At 61.2% G+C, this 17,930-nt stretch carries 15 protein-coding genes; 11 read left to right on the top strand and 4 right to left on the bottom strand.

Annotated features, from left to right (window positions below; translation table 11 throughout):
- Nucleotides 1–7: 7 nt before the first annotated feature.
- Entirely contained in the window at nucleotides 8–316 is a 309-nt protein-coding gene (locus ACS92L_RS13045) for an ArsR/SmtB family transcription factor (protein ID WP_438765370.1), read from the top strand.
- A gap of 10 nt (nucleotides 317–326) precedes the next feature.
- Here the strand turns inward: ACS92L_RS13045 and ACS92L_RS13040 are convergent, their stop codons facing one another.
- From ACS92L_RS13040 to ACS92L_RS13030, 3 genes are read right to left on the bottom strand one after another with little or no spacing between them, the layout of a single operon-like run.
- On the bottom strand, nucleotides 327–1,403 hold the full coding sequence (locus ACS92L_RS13040) for an ABC transporter ATP-binding protein (RefSeq protein ID WP_438765369.1): 1,077 nt from the start codon (nucleotides 1,401–1,403) through the stop codon (nucleotides 327–329).
- A complete protein-coding gene (locus tag ACS92L_RS13035) occupies nucleotides 1,391–3,088 on the bottom strand; it encodes an ABC transporter permease (RefSeq protein WP_438765368.1) in 1,698 nt (565 codons plus the stop codon). Before ACS92L_RS13035 ends, ACS92L_RS13040 begins: the two co-directional genes overlap by 13 nt.
- Before the next feature lie 14 nt (nucleotides 3,089–3,102).
- Nucleotides 3,103–4,101 carry an ABC transporter substrate-binding protein gene (locus tag ACS92L_RS13030; RefSeq protein WP_438765367.1) on the bottom strand — a complete coding sequence of 333 codons (999 nt, stop codon included), beginning with the start codon at nucleotides 4,099–4,101 and terminating at the stop codon, nucleotides 3,103–3,105.
- Nucleotides 4,102–4,131: 30 nt separating this feature from the next.
- Here ACS92L_RS13030 and ACS92L_RS13025 point away from each other — a divergent pair, with 30 nt between their 5' ends.
- Nucleotides 4,132–4,359, top strand: coding sequence for a hypothetical protein (locus ACS92L_RS13025; protein WP_438765366.1), 228 nt, complete (start codon nucleotides 4,132–4,134; stop codon nucleotides 4,357–4,359).
- Nucleotides 4,360–4,382: 23 nt separating this feature from the next.
- Here the strand turns inward: ACS92L_RS13025 and ACS92L_RS13020 are convergent, their stop codons facing one another.
- Entirely contained in the window at nucleotides 4,383–4,991 is a 609-nt protein-coding gene (locus ACS92L_RS13020; RefSeq protein ID WP_438765365.1) for an inorganic diphosphatase, read from the bottom strand.
- A 150-nt stretch (nucleotides 4,992–5,141) separates the two neighbouring features.
- Here ACS92L_RS13020 and ACS92L_RS13015 point away from each other — a divergent pair, with 150 nt between their 5' ends.
- From ACS92L_RS13015 to ACS92L_RS12975, 9 genes are all read left to right on the top strand, one after another.
- Nucleotides 5,142–5,576, top strand: a complete 435-nt coding sequence (locus ACS92L_RS13015) for a MarR family winged helix-turn-helix transcriptional regulator (RefSeq protein ID WP_438765364.1) — start codon at nucleotides 5,142–5,144, stop codon at nucleotides 5,574–5,576.
- Complete coding sequence (locus tag ACS92L_RS13010) at nucleotides 5,573–6,313, top strand: siderophore-interacting protein (RefSeq protein ID WP_438765363.1); 741 nt, start codon at nucleotides 5,573–5,575, stop codon at nucleotides 6,311–6,313. The genes ACS92L_RS13015 and ACS92L_RS13010 overlap by 4 nt, the downstream gene beginning before the upstream one ends.
- Nucleotides 6,314–6,391: 78 nt before the next feature.
- Complete coding sequence (gene dcm / locus ACS92L_RS13005) at nucleotides 6,392–7,819, top strand: DNA (cytosine-5-)-methyltransferase (protein ID WP_438765362.1); 1,428 nt, start codon at nucleotides 6,392–6,394, stop codon at nucleotides 7,817–7,819.
- 341 nt (nucleotides 7,820–8,160) lie between these two features.
- Entirely contained in the window at nucleotides 8,161–9,882 is a 1,722-nt protein-coding gene (locus tag ACS92L_RS13000) for a type I restriction-modification system subunit M (RefSeq protein ID WP_438765361.1), read from the top strand.
- On the top strand, nucleotides 9,872–11,338 hold the full coding sequence (locus ACS92L_RS12995; protein ID WP_438765360.1) for a restriction endonuclease subunit S: 1,467 nt from the start codon (nucleotides 9,872–9,874) through the stop codon (nucleotides 11,336–11,338). Before ACS92L_RS13000 ends, ACS92L_RS12995 begins: the two co-directional genes overlap by 11 nt.
- Nucleotides 11,335–12,300: an Abi family protein gene (locus ACS92L_RS12990; RefSeq protein WP_438765359.1), complete on the top strand. Its 966-nt coding sequence runs from the start codon at nucleotides 11,335–11,337 to the stop codon at nucleotides 12,298–12,300. Before ACS92L_RS12995 ends, ACS92L_RS12990 begins: the two co-directional genes overlap by 4 nt.
- Before the next feature lie 143 nt (nucleotides 12,301–12,443).
- Nucleotides 12,444–15,596, top strand: a complete 3,153-nt coding sequence (locus ACS92L_RS12985; RefSeq protein ID WP_438765358.1) for a type I restriction endonuclease subunit R — start codon at nucleotides 12,444–12,446, stop codon at nucleotides 15,594–15,596.
- 183 nt (nucleotides 15,597–15,779) lie between these two features.
- The gene (locus tag ACS92L_RS12980; protein ID WP_438765357.1) at nucleotides 15,780–16,217 is read left to right on the top strand and encodes a MarR family winged helix-turn-helix transcriptional regulator; all 438 of its coding nucleotides are present in this window, start codon (nucleotides 15,780–15,782) and stop codon (nucleotides 16,215–16,217) included.
- A gap of 118 nt (nucleotides 16,218–16,335) precedes the next feature.
- On the top strand, nucleotides 16,336–17,883 hold the full coding sequence (locus ACS92L_RS12975) for an MFS transporter (protein WP_438765356.1): 1,548 nt from the start codon (nucleotides 16,336–16,338) through the stop codon (nucleotides 17,881–17,883).
- Nucleotides 17,884–17,930: the final 47 nt, after the last annotated feature.

The following is a 17,930-nucleotide window of genomic DNA, read 5'->3' as shown; positions in this document are numbered from 1 at the left end:
CATGATCATGGATATCAATACCGTTTTAAGCGCACTGGCCAACCCGGTGCGGCTGGACATCCTGTCCTGGCTCAAGGAGCCGGAACAGCATTTCCCACCCCAGAAGGACACGGCCCCGCCCGGGGGCATCTGCGTCAGCCATATTCGCGAAAAGACCGGGCTGTCCCAGCCGACCACATCGCTGTATCTCTCGACGCTGTCGCGCGCCGGGCTGGTCTCCTCCCAACGGGTGGGCCAGTGGACCTACTATCGCTACGAGCACGAGGTCGCCGAGGCGTTTCTGAACGCTTTGAGCGAGCACCTCTCGCGCCGCTGAGCCAGCGCCCTCACCCGGCAGGCACCCGATCACGGTGTGCCTGCATTTTCGTCTGCCCTTCTTCCAGCCCCCAGAGTCGCTCGATCGCCACGGTTGTTTGGCTGCCGGGCGGCTGTGCGGCAGGGCTGTAGGCGGTCAGTGACTGGCCGTCATTCAGGCGCAGGGAGAGCACGTGGCGCTCGCCGCGAAAGATGCAGCGCTCGACCAATGCCGGCATTCCACCCTCTACACCCAGCACCACATGCTGGGGCCGCACGAACCCGCGCGCGTGGCCCTGCGCGTCCAGGCGCTGGGCGTCACGGCCGGTCAACCATTCCCTCGCCGTGGCGTGGGCCAGATGCACCACGCTGCCCTGGCCGATAAAACGGGCCACCTCGACATCCGCGGGTCGGTGATAGAGCGTCTCGGGGGTAGCGAACTGTTTGAGCCGGCCGTCCTGCATGACCGCGACTCGATCGGCCAGCGCCATTGCCTCGTCCTGATCGTGGGTGACATACACCATGGTGGTGCCGGTTTCGCGGTGAAAGTCGCGAAAGTAGTCCTCCATGCTGGCGCGCAGGTGACGGTCCAGATTGGCCAGCGGCTCATCGAGCAAAATGACGGCCGGCTGGCTGACCAGACAGCGTGCCAGCGCCACCCGCTGGCGCTGGCCGCCACTGAGTTCGCGCGGATAGCGCCCGGCCATGGCGGTCATGCCGACCCGGGCCAGCACGTCTTCTACGCGCCGGCGCCGCTCGCTGCCGGCCACCTTCTGGACCCGCAGCGGATAATCGACGTTGCCCGCCACGCTCAGATGCGGCCAGAGCGCGTAGGACTGAAACACCATGCCCATGCGCCGCTGCTCGGGCGGCACCTGCGCCTGCGCACTGGAAAGCACCTGGTCGCCCAGGTGGATCTCGCCGTGATCCGGCGTCTCGAAGCCTGCCAGCAGCCGCAGCGTGGTGCTCTTGCCGCAGCCGCTGGGACCGAGAAGCGCCACGAACTCGCCCGGCTCAATGGTCATGGAAAGCGCCTCGAGCGCCACATGCGCACCGAAGCGCTTGCCCAGCGTCGTTATCGACAGCCGACCTGTATTCATTGCTGCCATGGCAAAACCCCTTTCGGCAGGCGACGCGCCATCAGCTCCAGCATCCCCATGATGGCGACCACCATCGCCACGGTGACCACCGCCACGGCGGAGGCCAGCACGCTGTCGCCGCCGTCATCCAGATTGAAGATCAAAACCCCCAGCGTCTCGTTGCCGGCCGACCACAAAAGCGCCGAGACGGTCAGCTCGTTGACCGCACTTAAAAAGACCAGCAGGCCCCCGGCCATGGCGGCCGGCGCCACCAGCGGCAATAAAATGTCCCATAACCTTCGAACCGGGCCCGCACCGGCCAGGCGCGCGGCTTCTTCAAGGCCCGGGTCCAGCTGGGCGAAGGCGCTGTGCAGCGGCTTGAGCGCCACCACCAGAAAGCGCGACAGATAGGCGATGAAGATGATGCCCAGCGTACCGTAGAGCGAGTAGTCGATGATCGGCAGCGGCCGGCTGAAGACCATGATGCAGGCAATCGCCAGCACCACGCCGGGCAGGGCAAAGGGCACATCAAAGAGCGCGGCACACACGCCCAGCACCCTGGAGCGCCGGCGCGCCAGCTGCCAGGCCAGCGGCAGGGTCAGCGCCACCAGCACCACGGCGGCGCTGCCGGCCAGCCACAGGCTGTTGCCAAAGGCACGCGCGGTGACCGCCTGGCGGGTGAACATCTCCTGATAGGCCGCCAGGCTCAGGTGCTCCCAGTCCAGCCCCATGCCGAACGCCGGTACCAGCGAGGTCGTGATCAGCGCCATCAGCGGCGCAATAAGAATCAGCCCCAGAATGGCCCACAGCATCAGCGTGAGCGGCCACCGCCAGTGCCCGGTGGCAAAGGTGAGCGGCCGGGCGCCCTGCCCGCCCAGGCGATAGTCACGTCGCGCCAGCAGATGGTGCTGCAGCCAGATGCCGACCCCCACCAGTAACGTCATCAAAAGCGCCAGCGAGGCGACGCGGTCCAGCACGCCGGTGCCAAAGCCGGCCAGCTGCTGATAGATCAGCGTGGGCAGCGTGTAGTAGCCCACCGGAATGCCCAGCATGGCCGGAATGCCGAAGTTGCCCAGTGCCGCAATCGCGGCCATGGCCGTCCCGGCAATCAGCCCCGGGGCGCTCAGCGGCAGGATCACCGTGCGCCACACCGTGCGTGGCGCGGCACCGCTCAGACGGGCGACTTCCACCAGCTCCGCCGGCAGCTCGGCCAGGCTGGCCCGAAGGGCCAGAAACACCATCGGCGCGTGCTGAATCCCCAGCAATAGCGCAATGCCTTCGGCGGAATAGAGTGGCTGCGGCGCGCCCAGTGCCGGGGCGATGCCGAGGGTAATCAGCAGCGTGCTGGCCGGGCCAAAAAGCTGCAGCCAGGCCAGCGCCGTGACCTGGGGCGGAATCATCATCGGCAGCATGAAACAGATCACCAGCGCCCGCCGCCCGCGCAGATCGGTCAGGGCCAGCGTAAAGGCAAAGAGCATGCCCAGCGCCACGCTGATCAGGGTCCCCATTGCCATGGTGTACAGGCTGTGGCCGGTGGCCCGCCAGGTGCTGGCGCTGCTCAGCACCTCAGCGAGCGGCGAGTCACGCCACTCGGCGGGCGCGGCAAGGGTGGCCGTCACTGCCTCGATGAGCAGCTGGCCCACCGGCAGTAGACAGATCAACAGCGCCGGCACAAACAGCAGCGCCGGCCCCAGCCGTGGCAGGCCTCGCGTCATGACCGTTGCCGCCATCAGGAAGAGAAGATATCGGCAAAGCGTGCCTTTTCGTCCTCGGCCTGCTCGAGTGCCCGGGTGGCCGAGAAGGGCAGCGGTTTGATCTGCGCGCGGTCGGGATAGCCCTCGGGGGCATCCACGTCATCACGCGCCGGCAGGTAGCCCTGCTCGCTGATCAACTGCTGGCCCTCGCGGGAGAGCAGAAAATCGACGAATTGCTGCGCGGCTTCAGGGTGCTGGGCGGCCTTCATGATCGCCACCGGTTCGGTGACCACGCTCACCCCCTCTTCGGGATAAACGAACTCGATCGGCGAGCCCTTGGCCTTCTCGCGCAGGGCCATGAAATCGACCATCACCCCGTAAGGCTTGGTGCCGGCGGCGACCTGCTTGAGAACGCCGCCGTTGCCGCCGTTGGGCGTCACGCCGTTATCAAACAGGGCCTGATAATAGGCCCAGCCAAAGCGGTCATCGTTGACCATGCTGTCCAGATGAATGAGTGCGGCACCTGAATAGAGCGGGCTGGGCATGGCGACCTGGCCCTGGTATGCGGGCTCGGTCAGGTCCTGCCAGCGCTGCGGCTGCTCGGCCGCGCGCTGGTGATAGACGATGCCGGTGGCGATCTGCTTGGTTCCGAAGTAGTAGCCCTTGGGGTCATACAGCGCATCCGGATAGTGGGCGAGCGCCTCGGGCCGGTATTGGGCCAGCAGGTCCTGCTGGCGCAGGTTCTCAAGACTCACCGCATCGGCGACCAGCAGCACGTCGGCGCGATTCTGCCCGGCGGCCCGCTCGGCCTCCAGGCGCGTCATCAGGCGCGTGGTGCCATCACGCACCCACTGCACGTCGATCTCCGGGTGGGCTTTCTCAAAGGCGTCCACCGTCTGTTGGGCATCGGTGTTGGGCTGGCTGGTATAGAGCATCAGCGACTCGGCGCTGGCCAGCGGAGCGACGAGCGTGAAGGCCACGGCGGCCAGAGCGGAGCGTCCGGAGCGAAACGCAGAAAATGGTGTGACAGTCATGGGCAGGGGCATCGGTAGAGGCATCGGCAGATGAACGGAACACGAACCTTCATCGTGGCCGGGCAACATGACAGTCATGTGACGGGCGCAGCGCGTCAGGCGGGGTTCAAAAGGCGCTCACGCAGCGCCGGACTCCTGGACATCAGCTCGCTGGTGCGAGTTGAGCAAAATATCGCTCATTTTTTGGACATGGAGCTTTTCTTGAGCAATTTGTTGCTCAAACCAAACTCCTGCCCTTTTCGAGGGCAGGCGTTGTGATCTCTGGCGCCTGAGACCGTGGCTCAGGACGGCGGCTGATAATCGTCCAGCGCCTGTTGCAGCACCTCGCGGGCTTCGCTGACCGGGGCAAAGCCCTTGAGCTCGATCACCTTGCTGCCTTCCGGCAGCTGCTTGTAGACCCGGAAAAAGCCCTCAAGACGCTCGCGTTCCATGGCCGGCAGATCATCGAGGCTTTCGACCTCATCCCAGGTGGGGTCCACGTCATGGGTGGGCACGGCGATGATCTTGTCGTCCGCCTCGCCGCCGTCAACCATGCGCAGCATGCCGATGGGCCGCACGGCCATGATCGCACCCGGCACGATCGGCGTGCGGGTAAAGGCCATCACATCCAGCGGGTCGCCATCGCCGCCCAGCGAGCCGGGGATCGAGCCATAGTTGGCCGGATAGGCCATCGGCATCGACAAAAAGCGATCGACGATGACATGGCCCGCTTCATCGAGTTCGTACTTGATGGCGCTGCCCGCCGGGATCTCGTTGACCATCAAAAAGGTCTCCGGGGCGCTATCGGGTTGGGGGACATCCGCCAGACCGCCGGCCGCCTGGGCCAGCAGGGAGGTCGACAGCGCCGCGGTGGTCAGCACGGCAGTGGTAAAACGGCGAGCAACGGACATGTTGGTCAACTCCGGATCGGTGGACGAAAAAGGCGTCCAGCGTGAGACACGTTCATGTCACGTCGATGACACGGGTCGGGCTAATGGTTGACAATATCAACCAAAAGGCGGATCGTATCGAGAATCACTTTCATTGACGGTCATGACGTTATGCCTACCGCCGGCAACGCTCTTTTCGGGCTTTTGCACGTCTACAAGCGTGCCCTGCGCGAGCGCTATCTCGGAGATGGCATCACCCTGCCCCTGTCGCATCTGCGCGTGCTTGGCGAGATCGGTCGCCACGACGGCGTGATGGCCCGAGAGGTGGCCACGGCGCTTTTGCAGGACAAGGGCCTGATCACCCGGGTGACGCGCGAGCTCGAGCGCGAGGGCCTGATCGAGCGCCACCCGCACCCCACCGACAGCCGCGCCGCGCATCTGGCGCTCAGCGCCGACGGTCGGGCGCTGCGCGAGCGTCTTGATGCCATCGAACAAACGCTCGAAGCACAGATGGCCGCCGGATTAAGTCCTGCCCGGACCCGTGATTTCATCGACACCGTCAACGCCATGACCGATCAGCTTGATCGCGACCAGGAGAGCCCATGAGCCGCCCCGCCCCCCGCCGTTTTACCGTACTGGACAAGACCCTGATCACGCCCCACATGCTGCGCGTCACACTGGGCGGCGAGGCCATGGCGACTTTTCCCGAGGACCAGGCCGGCACCTACATCAAGCTGATGTTTGCCCGCGATGACGGCACGCCCTTCATGCGCACCTACACCGTGCGCGCCCAGCGTGATGACGCCATCGATGTGGATGTCGTGCTCCACGAGGACGGCGGCCCGGCCGCGCAGTGGGCCGACAGCGCCGCTCCGGGTGACACCATCGAGATCGGCGGCCCCGGCCCGCGCAAGCGCGTCGATGACAGCGCCGACTGGTTTTTGCTCGCCGGAGACATGACTGCCCTGCCGGCGATCAGCGACAACCTGGAAAATCTGCCCGCCCACGCCCGCGGCCACGCCGTCATCGAGGTATTGAGCGAGGCCGACATTCAAAAACTTGCCGCGCCCGAGGGCATCGAACTGCACTGGGTGGTTAATGAACATCCGGGTGAAAACAGTGATGCGCTGCCTGACGCGGTGCGGACCATCGACTGGCAGGACGGCCGCCCGGCGGTCTGGGCGGCGTGCGAGTTCTCCGCCATGCGCCAGCTGCGCCACTACTTCAAGACCGAGCGCGCGGTGGCCAAAAGCGATCTTTACGTCTCGAGCTACTGGAAGCTGGGCCTGAACGAGGAGCGCCACAAAAGCGCCAAGCAGGAAGACGCCGAACAGAGCAGCTGAGCGCCCAGCGCCCTGGTGGGCGGGGGGCCGACGACTTACAATGGGCGCCCACCGCCACCTGCCGACCCGCGAGCGCCCATGACCCTGCTCCCCCCGGAACTCGAGACCGACCGCACCCCCACGGGCGTCTGCCCCTATGACGCCCTGACGGATGACGCCCTGCTGGCCCGAGTGCTGGAGATTTTCGACCGCCGGGCCGTGGCCGGGAAGCTTTCAAAGGTGAGCGCCCACTGGACCCGCGACACGCTGAATCGCTATCTCAAACAGGGCCACTCAACGCCCCTGGATGAAGCCGAGCGCCGGGTGCTGATCACGCTGTTGCCCGCACCGCCGTCGCATCAGCGTCAGGCCGATTTCACCTTTATCGATTTGTTCGCCGGCATCGGCGGCATTCGTCAGGGGTTCGAGGCCGTCGGCGGTGAGTGTGTGTTCACTTCCGAGTGGAACAAATACGCGGTGCGCACCTACAAGGCGAACCACTACTGCGACCCAAAGACCCACCGCTTCAACGAAGACATCCGCGATGTGACCCTCTCCGCGCGCGATGACGTGGATGAAGAGACCGCCTATGCCCACATTCGCGAGCGAATCCCCGCGCACGATGTACTGCTGGCGGGTTTCCCCTGTCAGCCCTTCTCGCTGGCCGGGGTTTCCAAGAAAAACGCCCTGGGGCGCAAGCACGGCTTTGAGTGCGACGCCCAGGGCACGCTCTTTTTTGACGTCGCCCGCATCATCGCCGCGCGCCGCCCGCCCGCGTTCGTGCTGGAAAACGTCAAAAACCTCAAAAGCCATGACCAGGGCAAGACCTTCCGGGTGATCTGCGAAGCGCTCGATGAACTGGGTTATGACGTCGCCGACGCAGACGCCCCGAAGGGCCGCGACCCCAAGGTGATCGACGCCCGCCACTTCGTGCCTCAGCACCGCGAACGCATCGTGCTGGTTGGCTTTCGCCGCGATCTCAACGTGCATGAAGGCTTCACCCTGCGTGATATCAGCGCCCACTTTCCCGCGCACAAGCCCACCTTTGGTGAGCTGCTCGATAGCGAGGTCGATGCGAAGTACGTACTTACTCCCAAGCTCTGGCACTATCTGTACCAGTACGCCCGCAAGCACCGGGAAAAAGGCAACGGCTTCGGCTTTGGCCTGACCCGGGCAGAAGACACCGCCCGCACCCTGTCCGCGCGCTATCACAAGGACGGCTCGGAGATCCTCGTCGACCGCGGCTTTGATGACGCCCTGGCCTTTGATGCCCCCGAGAACCTGACCAATCGCCCCCGGCGGCTCACGCCGCATGAATGCGCGCGGCTGATGGGCTTTGACGCCGCAGGCGAGCGGCGCTTCGTGATTCCGGTGTCGGACACCCAGGCCTATCGCCAGTTCGGCAACTCGGTGGTGGTGCCGGTGTTTCAGGCCGTGGCAGAAATGATGAAGCCGAGGGTGCTGGCGGCGAAGGGGAAGGTTGGAGCTGTTGCAGACGCAACGGCGGTGGCATCCGCAGGAAGTTAAAATAAGGCAACGTATTATTTTAACTTGACCCCAAAAATGAAATAGCGACGCTGGCTCGGCCGCTTGCTGATGTCATCGACGCTGTATCAGACCGGAATTCTTGCTAGGCCGTTGCGCCTCAGCGCCAGTACCGTCAATGACCCCGTCGCCATGGTGTAAGCCCTTTTCAGTCATCCGATCGCCCATATTGCTATCCGGAAACAGGCGTTGCCTGTCGTATTTGAATCGGGTTGCGGGCCCTCGAATAGACCGCGTTAAATAAACACCATCGAATGTATAAGCCCGGAATCAAGCCCATGATTCTGCCAGCTTATAGCCGAATACTTTTTCCAGGAGTCACAGTGGATAATACCGAACACCAGTTTTTAACTGCGCTTGAAGACAAACTCTGGAAAGCCGCCGACAAGCTGCGCAATAACCTCGACGCCGCCAACTACAAGCACGTGGTGCTGGGGCTGATTTTTTTGAAGTACGTCTCCGATGCGTTTGAGGAGCGCCAGCGCGAGCTGCTCGAACTGTTCAAGGTTGAGGCCGACGACAACATCTACTATCTGCCGCGCGATGATGATGCCAGCGACGCTGAGTACGAGCAGGCGCTTGCTGACGAGCTGGAAATCCTCGATTACTACCGCGAGGCCAACGTGTTCTGGGTGCCGAAGGAGGCGCGCTGGAACACGCTGAAAGAGAACGCCGCACTGCCCACCGGCTCGGTGCTCTGGCAAAACAGCAAGGGCGAAGACGTGCGCCTGAGCTCCGTGGGCTGGCTGATCGACAACGCCCTGGAGGCCATCGAAAAAAGCAACGACAAGCTCAAGGGCGTACTGGAAGGCATCGGCCGCTTTCAGGTCGATAACGACAAGCTGATCGGGTTGATCAACTCCTTCTCGGACACCTCTTTTACTCAGCCCAGGCTCGATGGTGAGCCGCTCAACCTGCGCAGCAAGGACATACTCGGCCACGTCTATGAGTACTTCCTCGGCCAGTTCGCCCTGGCCGAAGGCAAGCAGGGCGGGCAGTACTACACGCCCAAGAGCATCGTCTCGCTGATCGTCGAAATGCTGGAGCCCTACAAGGGGAGGGTGTATGACCCGGCGATGGGCTCGGGCGGCTTTTTTGTGTCCTCCGACAAGTTCATCGAGGAGCACGCCCGCGAGCACCACTACGACCCCGCCGAGCAGAAAAAGCACGTTTCCATCTACGGGCAGGAATCCAACCCCACCACCTGGCGACTGGCCGCCATGAACATGGCCATTCGCGGCATCGACTTCAATTTCGGCAAGAAAAACGCCGACAGCTTTCTCGATGACCAGCACCCGGACCTGCGTGCCGACTTCGTGATGGCCAACCCGCCATTCAACATCAAGGACTGGTGGCACGAGTCGCTGGCCGAGGATGTGCGCTGGCAGTACGGCACGCCACCCAAGGGCAACGCCAACTTTGCCTGGCTGCAGCACATGCTGCACCACCTTGCCCCGGTAGGCAGTATGGCGCTGCTGCTGGCCAACGGCTCGATGAGCTCCAACAGCGGTGGCGAGGGCGAGATTCGCCGTCGCCTGGTCGAAGAGGATCTGGTCGAGTGCATCGTCGCCCTGCCGGGCCAGCTCTTTACCAATACCCAGATCCCCGCCTGCATCTGGTTTTTGACCAGGGATAAAGCCGGCGGCCTCGCCCCCAACGGCGTCGAAAAGCGCCGCCGTAAAGGCGAAGTACTCTTTATCGATGCCCGCCAACTGGGTCATATGGCCGACCGAGTGCTGCGTGTGTTCGACGATAAGAAAGACATCGCCAAAATCGTTGGTACCTTCCATAACTGGCAGCGCACCGACGCCTTTGAAGACGTGCCCGGCTTCTGCGCATCCGCCGATCTCGCCGCCATCGAAAAGCACGACTTCGTGCTGACGCCGGGGCGCTACGTGGGCGCCGCCGCCCAGCAAGAGGACGACGAACCCTTTGCCGACAAGATGGCGCGGCTAACGGCGCAGCTGAAAGACCAGTTCGAGGAAAGCGACCGGCTAGAAGGCGAGATCAAGCGGAATCTTGGAGGGCTGGGGTATGAAATTTAATGAATACAGCTTAAAAGACCTCCTCAGTCACATTGTCGATAATAGGGGACGTAGCTGTCCGACTGCTGAGAAAGGCATACCACTAATAGCGACTAATTGCATAAAAAACACTGGGCTTTATCCGGTTTATGAAAAGGTTCGCTATGTTTCTGAAGAAACATATCAGAATTGGTTTAGAGGTCATCCCAAGCCCGGAGATATGATTTTCGTTTGCAAAGGGTCTCCTGGGCGAGTTTGCTGGGTTCCTAATCCAGTTCCATTTTGTATTGCTCAAGATATGGTTGCTATAAGGGCAGATGAGTCCAAAGTTCATCCGAAATATCTTTTTGCTCTTCTTCGTTCGGATGAGGTTCAGAATAAAATTCTGAATATGCATGTAGGGACATTGATCCCTCATTTTAAAAAAGGTGACTTTTCTAATCTTTATCTTCTAATACCAGAGGACTTCGAATATCAAAGAAAGGTAGGTGAAGCATATTTCTCATTTTGTGAGAAAATTGAGAACAACCATCAAATCAACCAAACCCTCGAACAGATGGCCCAGGCCCTGTTCAAAAGCTGGTTTGTTGATTTCGATCCGGTCAAGGCCAAGATCGCCGCGCGCGAGCGCTGGCAGGCAATTCAGCCGGGGAATGAATCGGCGTCGCTCGTCTGCTACGCCGCCGAGTTTGACGAGCCGTCCGCGGTAGACGATCTGGAAACGACCATAAACCGTGCCGCGATGCAGGCGATTTCCGGCAAGACGGCGGAGCAGCTCGACGCGCTGCGCGCGGAAGACCCCGAGCGCTATCAGGAGCTGTATGAGACTGCCGCGCTGTTTCCCTCGGCAATGCAGGCGAGTGAGCTGGGGGAAATTCCGGAGGGGTGGACGCATGGATGTTTAGCCGATATCGCTACTTACGAAAATGAGCGAGTTCAATCGGAAAAACTATCTATTGAAGATTACGTTTCTACAGAAAATATGCTTGAAAATAAAAAGGGCATATGTGAAGCCTCGTCGATACCTTCCTCAGCTACAGTCCCCAGTTTTTCGCCAAGCGAAATATTGGTTTCTAATATTCGGCCATATTTTAAAAAAATATGGCTAGCTAATAAGTTTGGTGGTAGATCACCAGATGTCTTGGGGATAAAAAGCATTAGTGTTGAATCAAGTGAGTTTGTTTACAATCTTCTTTATCGGGATCAATTTTTCGATTATATGATGCTGACCTCCAAGGGAGTTAAAATGCCTCGAGGAGATAAAAAGGCAATCATGGAGTTTCAATGCAGCTTGCCAACAACAGAACTGATTGAATGTTTTTCTGCTAAAGTTCGTGAATTTTATTTATTAGTTGATTGCCGTAACCAAGAGTCTAAAAGGCTTTCCTCTATTCGCGACACCCTCCTCCCCAAACTCCTCTCCGGCGAGCTGACGCCTTCGGAAGCCGAAGAGGCACACCCGGAGGCAACGGCGTGACTCCAGCGCCCAAACCGTGGAAATCGTTTGAGGCGCAGCTCGCGATTCTTGAAGAGCGCGGTTTTCAGGTCGATGACCGCGCGGCGGCGTTGAGCTATCTGGCGCGCATCGGCTACTACCGGCTCAGCGGGTATTGGTATCCATTCCGGCAGTTGGAAATCTCACAGGATGACGACGGCCGGCCGGTAAAGCGTCGCCTTAACGCCTTCGTGGCCGACAGCCATTTCCGTGAGGCGGTCGATCTCTACGTGTTCGACAAGAAGCTGCGCCTGCTGGCGCTCGATGCCCTCGAGCGCATCGAAATGGCGTTGCGGGTGGATATCGCGCATCTGCTGGGCGAGCAGGACACTCATGCTCACGAAAATCCGCAGTGTCTGCATGGCCATTTCAGTAAGCAGATACTAAAAAAGGGGTATGGCAAGGGCAGGACGCAACATCAGCTGTGGCTGGAAAAATATCAGCAGCATTTGCATCGCGCCCGCCGCGAGCCATTCGTCGCGCATTATCTCGGCAAGTATGGCCGGTTGCCGATCTGGGTCGCGGTCGAGGTGTGGGATTTCGGCATGATGTCGAAGCTCTACGCCGGCATGAAACAACCGGATCAGGATCGGATCGCTGCCAAGTATGGCGCGAAGGACGGCCATACGCTGGCCGAATGGCTACGAAGTCTGAACTTTATCCGCAATGTCTCTGCACATCACAGCCGCCTCTGGAACATCAACGTGCTGGAGCGTTCCGCCCCGCTTGCCGATAACGCCTATTGGCAGGCGCTGAATAATGCGCGGCCCTTTTTCTATTTCTGCCTGATGCAGAAACTGATGCGGATCATTTGCCCGAATTCGCAATGGCATCAGCGCTTTCGTGCGCTTATGGAAGATTTTCCGCAGACGGCGTCCGGTGCAGTCACTCTTCGAGACTGTGGTCTGATCGATGACTGGCAGTCGTGGGCGCTCTGGAGATGAGCAGGACAGGAAGGCAAAAACGAGAACCGGCGCGTACACAGTAAACTGTGAAGAGGCGCCGGGCGTATTACCGCGAAGTATAGCGATGACACAAAACGTGTCAACGAGTATTGACGATTTCAGCAGGTGGCAAGGGAGTGGGGATGACCGAAGATCAACTGGAGCAGCTGTGTCTCGAGTGGTTTGGCGACACCGGCTGGGAAACTGCCCACGGGCCGGGTATCGCCCATGATGGAGCCACGCCGGAGCGCGAAGATTACAAGCAGGTATTGCTGCACAGCGATCTCGAGAAGGCCATCACCCGGCTCAATCCGCAGCTGCCCGATGACGCTGTTCAGCAGGCCGTGGCGCAGGTCAGCAAACCGCAAAGCCCCGATCTCGTGCTCAGTAACCGCGCCTTTCACCAGTGGCTGCTCAACGGCGTGCCGGTGCAGTACAAACGCGATGACGAGGTCATTTATGACCACGCCTTTCTGATCGATTTCGAGCGCCTCAAAACCAACCGCTTCCGCGCCATTAACCAGTTCACCATACAGGGCAGCAAACAGCCCCGCCGTCCGGATATCGTCTGTTTCGTCAACGGCCTGCCGCTGGCGGTGATCGAGCTGAAAAGCCCGAGCAGTGAAAACGCCGATATCACCGGCGCCTTCAATCAGCTGCAAACCTACAAAACGGAAATCCCCGATCTGTTCGTCACTAACGAAGCGCTCGTCATCAGCGATGGCTACACCGCGCGGGTGGGCTCGCTGACGGCGGATCAGGAGCGCTTCATGCCGTGGCGCACCATCAAGGATGAAGACGACAAGCCGCTGCTGGAGTGGCAATTGGAGACGCTGGTCAGGGGCTTCTTCAACCGGGCGCTGTTTCTCGATTATCTGCGCTATTTCGTGCTGTTTGAGATCGACGCCGAGCGGGTCATCAAGAAAATCGCCGGGTATCACCAGTTCCACGCCGTGCGCGAAGCGGTGAAGGCGACCGTAATTGCCGCCGAAGAGCCTGCGGCAGGCGTGGGCGAGAAACGCGCTACCTATGGCGATGAGGTCACACCCGGCAGCAAGAAGGCCGGAGTGGTGTGGCACACTCAGGGCTCGGGCAAGAGCATCTCGATGGTCTGCTATGCGGGCAAGTTGTTGCAGCAGCCGGCGATGCACAACCCGACGCTGATCGTAGTGACGGATCGCAATGATCTCGATGGGCAGCTGTTCGGCACCTTCAGCAGCGCTCGCGATTTGCTCAAGCAGGACCCGGTGCGGGCTGAAGACCGCGAAAGCCTGCGCCAGAAGCTGGCCGAGCGCGAGTCCGGCGGCATCATTTTTACCACGGTGCAGAAGTTCGCTCTGCTGGAAGAGGAAAGTGGCCATCCGATCCTCAACAATCGCCACAACATCGTGGTCATCTCGGACGAGGCCCACCGTAGCCAGTACGGCCTGAAAGCGACGCTCAAGCAGGACGGCCAATACACATTTGGCTTTGCCAAGCACATGCGCGATGCGCTGCCTAACGCCTCTTTCATCGGCTTTACCGGCACGCCGATTGCCAGCGAGGACAAGGACACCCGCGCCGTCTTCGGCGATTACGTCTCGATCTACGATATTCAGGATGCCGTCGATGATGGCGCCACCGTGCCCATTTTCTACGAGTCGCGCTTGGCGCGCCTCGACATCAACCGCGAGGAAATCAACCAGCTCTCCGAGCAGGTCGATGAGCTTATCGAGGACGAAGAAGATACCGGCGCGCGGGAGCGCACCAAGGGCGAGTGGAGCCGCCTCGAAAAGCTGATGGGCGCCGAGCCACGTTTGCAGCGCATCGCGGAGGATCTTGTCGAACACTTTGAGACGCGCAACGAGATTGTCGAGGGCAAGGCGATGATCGTCGCCATGAGCCGCACCATCTGCGCGCAGCTCTACAACGAGATCATCAAACTACGTCCGGACTGGCACGACGACGACCCGGAAAAGGGCGCCATCAAGGTCATCATGACCGGCTCGGCGGCCGACAGCCCGCTGCTGACGCCTCACATTTACAACAAGAAGACCAAGAAACGGCTGGAGAAGCGTTTCAAGAATCCCGCTGATCCGCTGAAGCTGGTGATCGTGCGCGATATGTGGCTGACAGGTTTCGACGCGCCGTGCTGCCACACCATGTACGTCGACAAGCCCATGAAAGGGCACAACCTGATGCAGGCCATTGCCCGGGTGAATCGGGTGTTCAAGGACAAGCCGGGCGGGCTGGTGGTCGACTATATCGGCATTGCCAACGAGCTGAAAAACGCCCTCAAGACCTACACCGACGCTCGCGGCAAGGGCCAGCCTACCTACAGCGCCGAGGAAGCCTTCGCGGTGCTGGAAGAGAAGCTCGATATTATTCACGGCATGTTTGCCAGCGGCCCCAACCGCGAAGGCTTCGACTACAGCGGGTTTGAAGAAGCACCGCACAAACTGCTGCCGCCAGCGGCCAACTACATCCTGAGCCTGGACGATGGCAAGCAGCGCTTTCTCGATACCGTACTGCAGCTTACCAAAGCGTACTCGCTGTGCAGCACGCTGGATGAAGCAAAGGCATTGCACAAGGAGATAGCGTTTCTCTCGGCGATCAAGGCGGCGCTGGTCAAGCACACCAGTACGAACCGCTCGCTAAGCGAGGAACAGAAGAATTCGGCGCTCAAGCAGATTCTCGATAACGCTGTGAAAGCTGACGACGTGACGGACGTATTCGCGCTCTGCGGTTTGAATAAGCCCAACATCGGACTGCTCTCCGATGAGTTTCTCGAAGACGTGCGACAGATGCCGCATCGCAACCTGGCCGTTGAGCTGTTGGAGAAACTACTCAAGGACGACATCAAGGCCAAAACGCGTACTAACGCCGTACAGGAGAAAAAATACTCGGATCGCCTGCAGGAGACGCTGCGCAAGTACAACAACCGCGGCATCGAAACGGCGCAGGTGATCGAAGAGCTGATTGAGATGGCCAGGCAGTTCAAGGCCGATATGGAACGCGACGAGGCGCTCGGCCTGACCCCCGACGAGATCGCCTTTTACGATGCCTTGATTACCAATGAAAGTGCGGTACGCGAGCTTGGCGATGATCAGTTGCGGGCACTGGCGGTTGAGGTCACCAACAAGCTTCGCGGCTCGACCACCGTCGATTGGCAGGTGCGCGAAAGCGTGCGCGCCAAGCTGCGCATTCTGGTACGCCGGACGCTGCAGCGCTACAAGTACCCGCCGGACAAATCGCCGGAGGTCATCGAGCTGATACTAAAACAGGCCGAGCTGCTGTCGAATCAGTGGAGTCAGTAGGCAGATTATTCGCGTCTCCAGATAGCGAAAAACCCCGGTGCAACTCACCGGGGTTATAACGCCGACCGGGTACTTCCAATCCATTTTGGAGATTGAACATTGCGGGTTTTGAAGTCAACGCCCACTCGCCAGCCCCACCCCCTTTCCATCACAATGACGGCTTTTCAGCGCATAGAGGGGGCCATGGAAAGCAGGATCATCGACAAGCTGGCAGAGCTGAGTTTTCTGAGCCGCGCGCGGCTGAGCGAGCTGGCCCGCCGCGAGGGAATCACCCTGCCCACCTTCCAGCTGCGGGTGCTGTCGGTCGTGGGCCGCTTCCCCGGCCAGGCACAGCAGGCCATCCTGCAGCGCCGCGGCTGGGACAAGGGTCAGGTGGCGCGGGCCTTTCGGGAGCTGGAGCAGCAGGGCCTGATCGAGCGCTGTGGCAGCTCCACAGCCCGACGCATCTCCGAGGCGGCGCTGACCGCGGAAGGCCGGGCGCTGTTTGAGCAGCTTGAGAAGATTCGAAGCGAGCTGGCCGCGACCATGACGGCCGGCTGCACGCCGGAGGAGACCCGGCAGTTCGATGCGCTGCTGGAGCGGGTGCTGGGCAATGTGGGTGACGCGCCTCCCGTGGATTGATCAGGGCGCGTTGGATGCGGTGAGGGTCTGACTAAAAGTTGACAAAGTCAACTTGCGGCGATAGGTTGCCCGCCCCGGGTCGGCCTCCCCGCCCCTCATCCATCGCAAAGAGTGTGTCATGTCCCTGCGTCTGGTCCTCGGCCTGGTCGGTATGCTGCTGGCCTGTGTCGGTGCCGATATCAATGAAGAAGCCACAACGCTTGCCCTGGCCGATATTCGCGGTGCCTACGGCTTCAGTGCCGATCAGGGTCAGTGGTTCACCACGCTCTACGCCGCCGGGGTCGCCATGGGCATGCTGGTGGCGCCCTGGCTTGCGATCACGTACTCCATGCGTCGCTTTGCGGCGGTAGCGGTGCTCGCTCTCGGTGCGCTGGGCCTTTGCTTTACGGTGATCGATTCGCGCGCGCTGATGCTCGCCCTGCGCTGGCTGCAGGGGCTGAGCAACGGCTTTCTGATTCCCCTTTTGATGGCGGTGGCGCTGCGCTTTCTGACCCCGTCGATCAAGCTCTTTGGTCTGGCCGCCTACGGCCTGACGGCCACCTTCGCGCCCAATATCGGAGCGCCGATCGTGATCCGGGCCCATCAGGGGCTGGGCATCGATTTCGTCTTCTGGGCGGTGGTGCCGCTGTGCGTGCTGGCCGCCGCGCTGCTGCTCTACGGCCTGCCGCAGGACCCGCGCCCGCCCGGGCGCTGGCGTCAGTTCGACTGGCCCGGCGGGATGCTGGGCTGGGGCGTGTGTTCAGCCGTGGTGGTGGTGTTTACCCAGGGCGAGCGGCTGGACTGGTTCAATTCACCGCTGATCTGCTGGCTGGCGCTGGCCAGTGCAGCACTGGTGCCGCTGTTTATTCTGCGCTGCTGCGTGGCGCCGGTGCCGCTGATCCAGCCGGCGCTGGTCAAGCGGGTCAATTTCGGCTTCGGCATTGTCATGCTGATGGGCGTGATCGCACTGGGCGCCTCGGCGTCGTCACTGCCGGAGGAATTTCTTGCCGAGGTGCAGGGCTATCGGCCGCTGCAGAGTCTGCCGGTCGCGCTGGCGCTCGCCCTGCCCTCGCTGGTGATGCTGCCGCTGACGGCGTTCGTGCTCAACTTCGAGCGCGTCGACAGCCGCTGGATGGTGGCGCTGGGGCTGGTGCTGATGGCGCTGTCGAGCTGGATGAACAGCCACGCCACCGTCGCCTGGACGCGCGATCAGTTCTATCTCTCGCAGATGATCTTCTCGGCCGGTCAGTCGATCGTGGTGGTGAGTCTTTTGACCACCTCCACCGCCGTGATCGACCCGAAGGAAGGGCCGTTCGCCTCGGCGACGATCAACACGACCCGGGCGCTGGCCGGCCCCGTGGCCGGCGGCCTCATCGGCCACGCCATGACGGTGGCCGTGGATCACCACCTTCACGCCCTGCTCGATCGTATCGGCACCATGCGCTTTGCGCTTGCCCGGTCGATGCCGCTGGGCGGTCATGATGGGGCGGCGCTGGCCTGGTCGTCGGGCCCGGCGCACGGCGAGGCCTTTCATCATCTGTTCGAGCAGCTGGAGGTACAGGCTCAGGTGATGGCCCATGCCGATCTCTGGCGGGCGCTGGCGTTGGGCGCCCTGTTGCTGCTGCCGCTGTGTCTGCTGCCCAAACGCACCTTTGCGCCGCGTTTCAACCGCCCCAGACCCCTTTGATTTCAAAACTCTTTGATTTCAAAGCACTTTGATTTCCAGGCCCCTTT

It is taken from the genome of Kushneria halocnemicola, assembly GCF_965650455.1.
Classification (GTDB): domain Bacteria; phylum Pseudomonadota; class Gammaproteobacteria; order Pseudomonadales; family Halomonadaceae; genus Kushneria.
The sequence above is the reverse complement of the archived record's forward strand: the minus strand, read 5'-3'. Positions and strand labels throughout refer to the sequence as shown.

Bases quoted from the DNA above. Each gene is read 5' to 3' on its own strand.
- ACS92L_RS13045 (WP_438765370.1), top strand. From the start codon at position 8: ATGGATATCAATACCGTTTTAAGCGCACTGGCCAACCCGGTGCGGCTG.
- ACS92L_RS13040 (WP_438765369.1), bottom strand. From the start codon at position 1,403: ATGGCAGCAATGAATACAGGTCGGCTGTCGATAACGACGCTGGGCAAG.
- ACS92L_RS13035 (WP_438765368.1), bottom strand. From the start codon at position 3,088: ATGACGCGAGGCCTGCCACGGCTGGGGCCGGCGCTGCTGTTTGTGCCG.
- ACS92L_RS13030 (WP_438765367.1), bottom strand. From the start codon at position 4,101: ATGACTGTCACACCATTTTCTGCGTTTCGCTCCGGACGCTCCGCTCTG.
- ACS92L_RS13025 (WP_438765366.1), top strand. From the start codon at position 4,132: ATGAACGGAACACGAACCTTCATCGTGGCCGGGCAACATGACAGTCAT.
- ACS92L_RS13020 (WP_438765365.1), bottom strand. From the start codon at position 4,991: ATGTCCGTTGCTCGCCGTTTTACCACTGCCGTGCTGACCACCGCGGCG.
- ACS92L_RS13015 (WP_438765364.1), top strand. From the start codon at position 5,142: ATGCCTACCGCCGGCAACGCTCTTTTCGGGCTTTTGCACGTCTACAAG.
- ACS92L_RS13010 (WP_438765363.1), top strand. From the start codon at position 5,573: ATGAGCCGCCCCGCCCCCCGCCGTTTTACCGTACTGGACAAGACCCTG.
- dcm (WP_438765362.1), top strand. From the start codon at position 6,392: ATGACCCTGCTCCCCCCGGAACTCGAGACCGACCGCACCCCCACGGGC.
- ACS92L_RS12995 (WP_438765360.1), top strand. From the start codon at position 9,872: ATGAAATTTAATGAATACAGCTTAAAAGACCTCCTCAGTCACATTGTC.
- ACS92L_RS12985 (WP_438765358.1), top strand. From the start codon at position 12,444: ATGACCGAAGATCAACTGGAGCAGCTGTGTCTCGAGTGGTTTGGCGAC.
- ACS92L_RS12980 (WP_438765357.1), top strand. From the start codon at position 15,780: ATGGAAAGCAGGATCATCGACAAGCTGGCAGAGCTGAGTTTTCTGAGC.
- ACS92L_RS12975 (WP_438765356.1), top strand. From the start codon at position 16,336: ATGTCCCTGCGTCTGGTCCTCGGCCTGGTCGGTATGCTGCTGGCCTGT.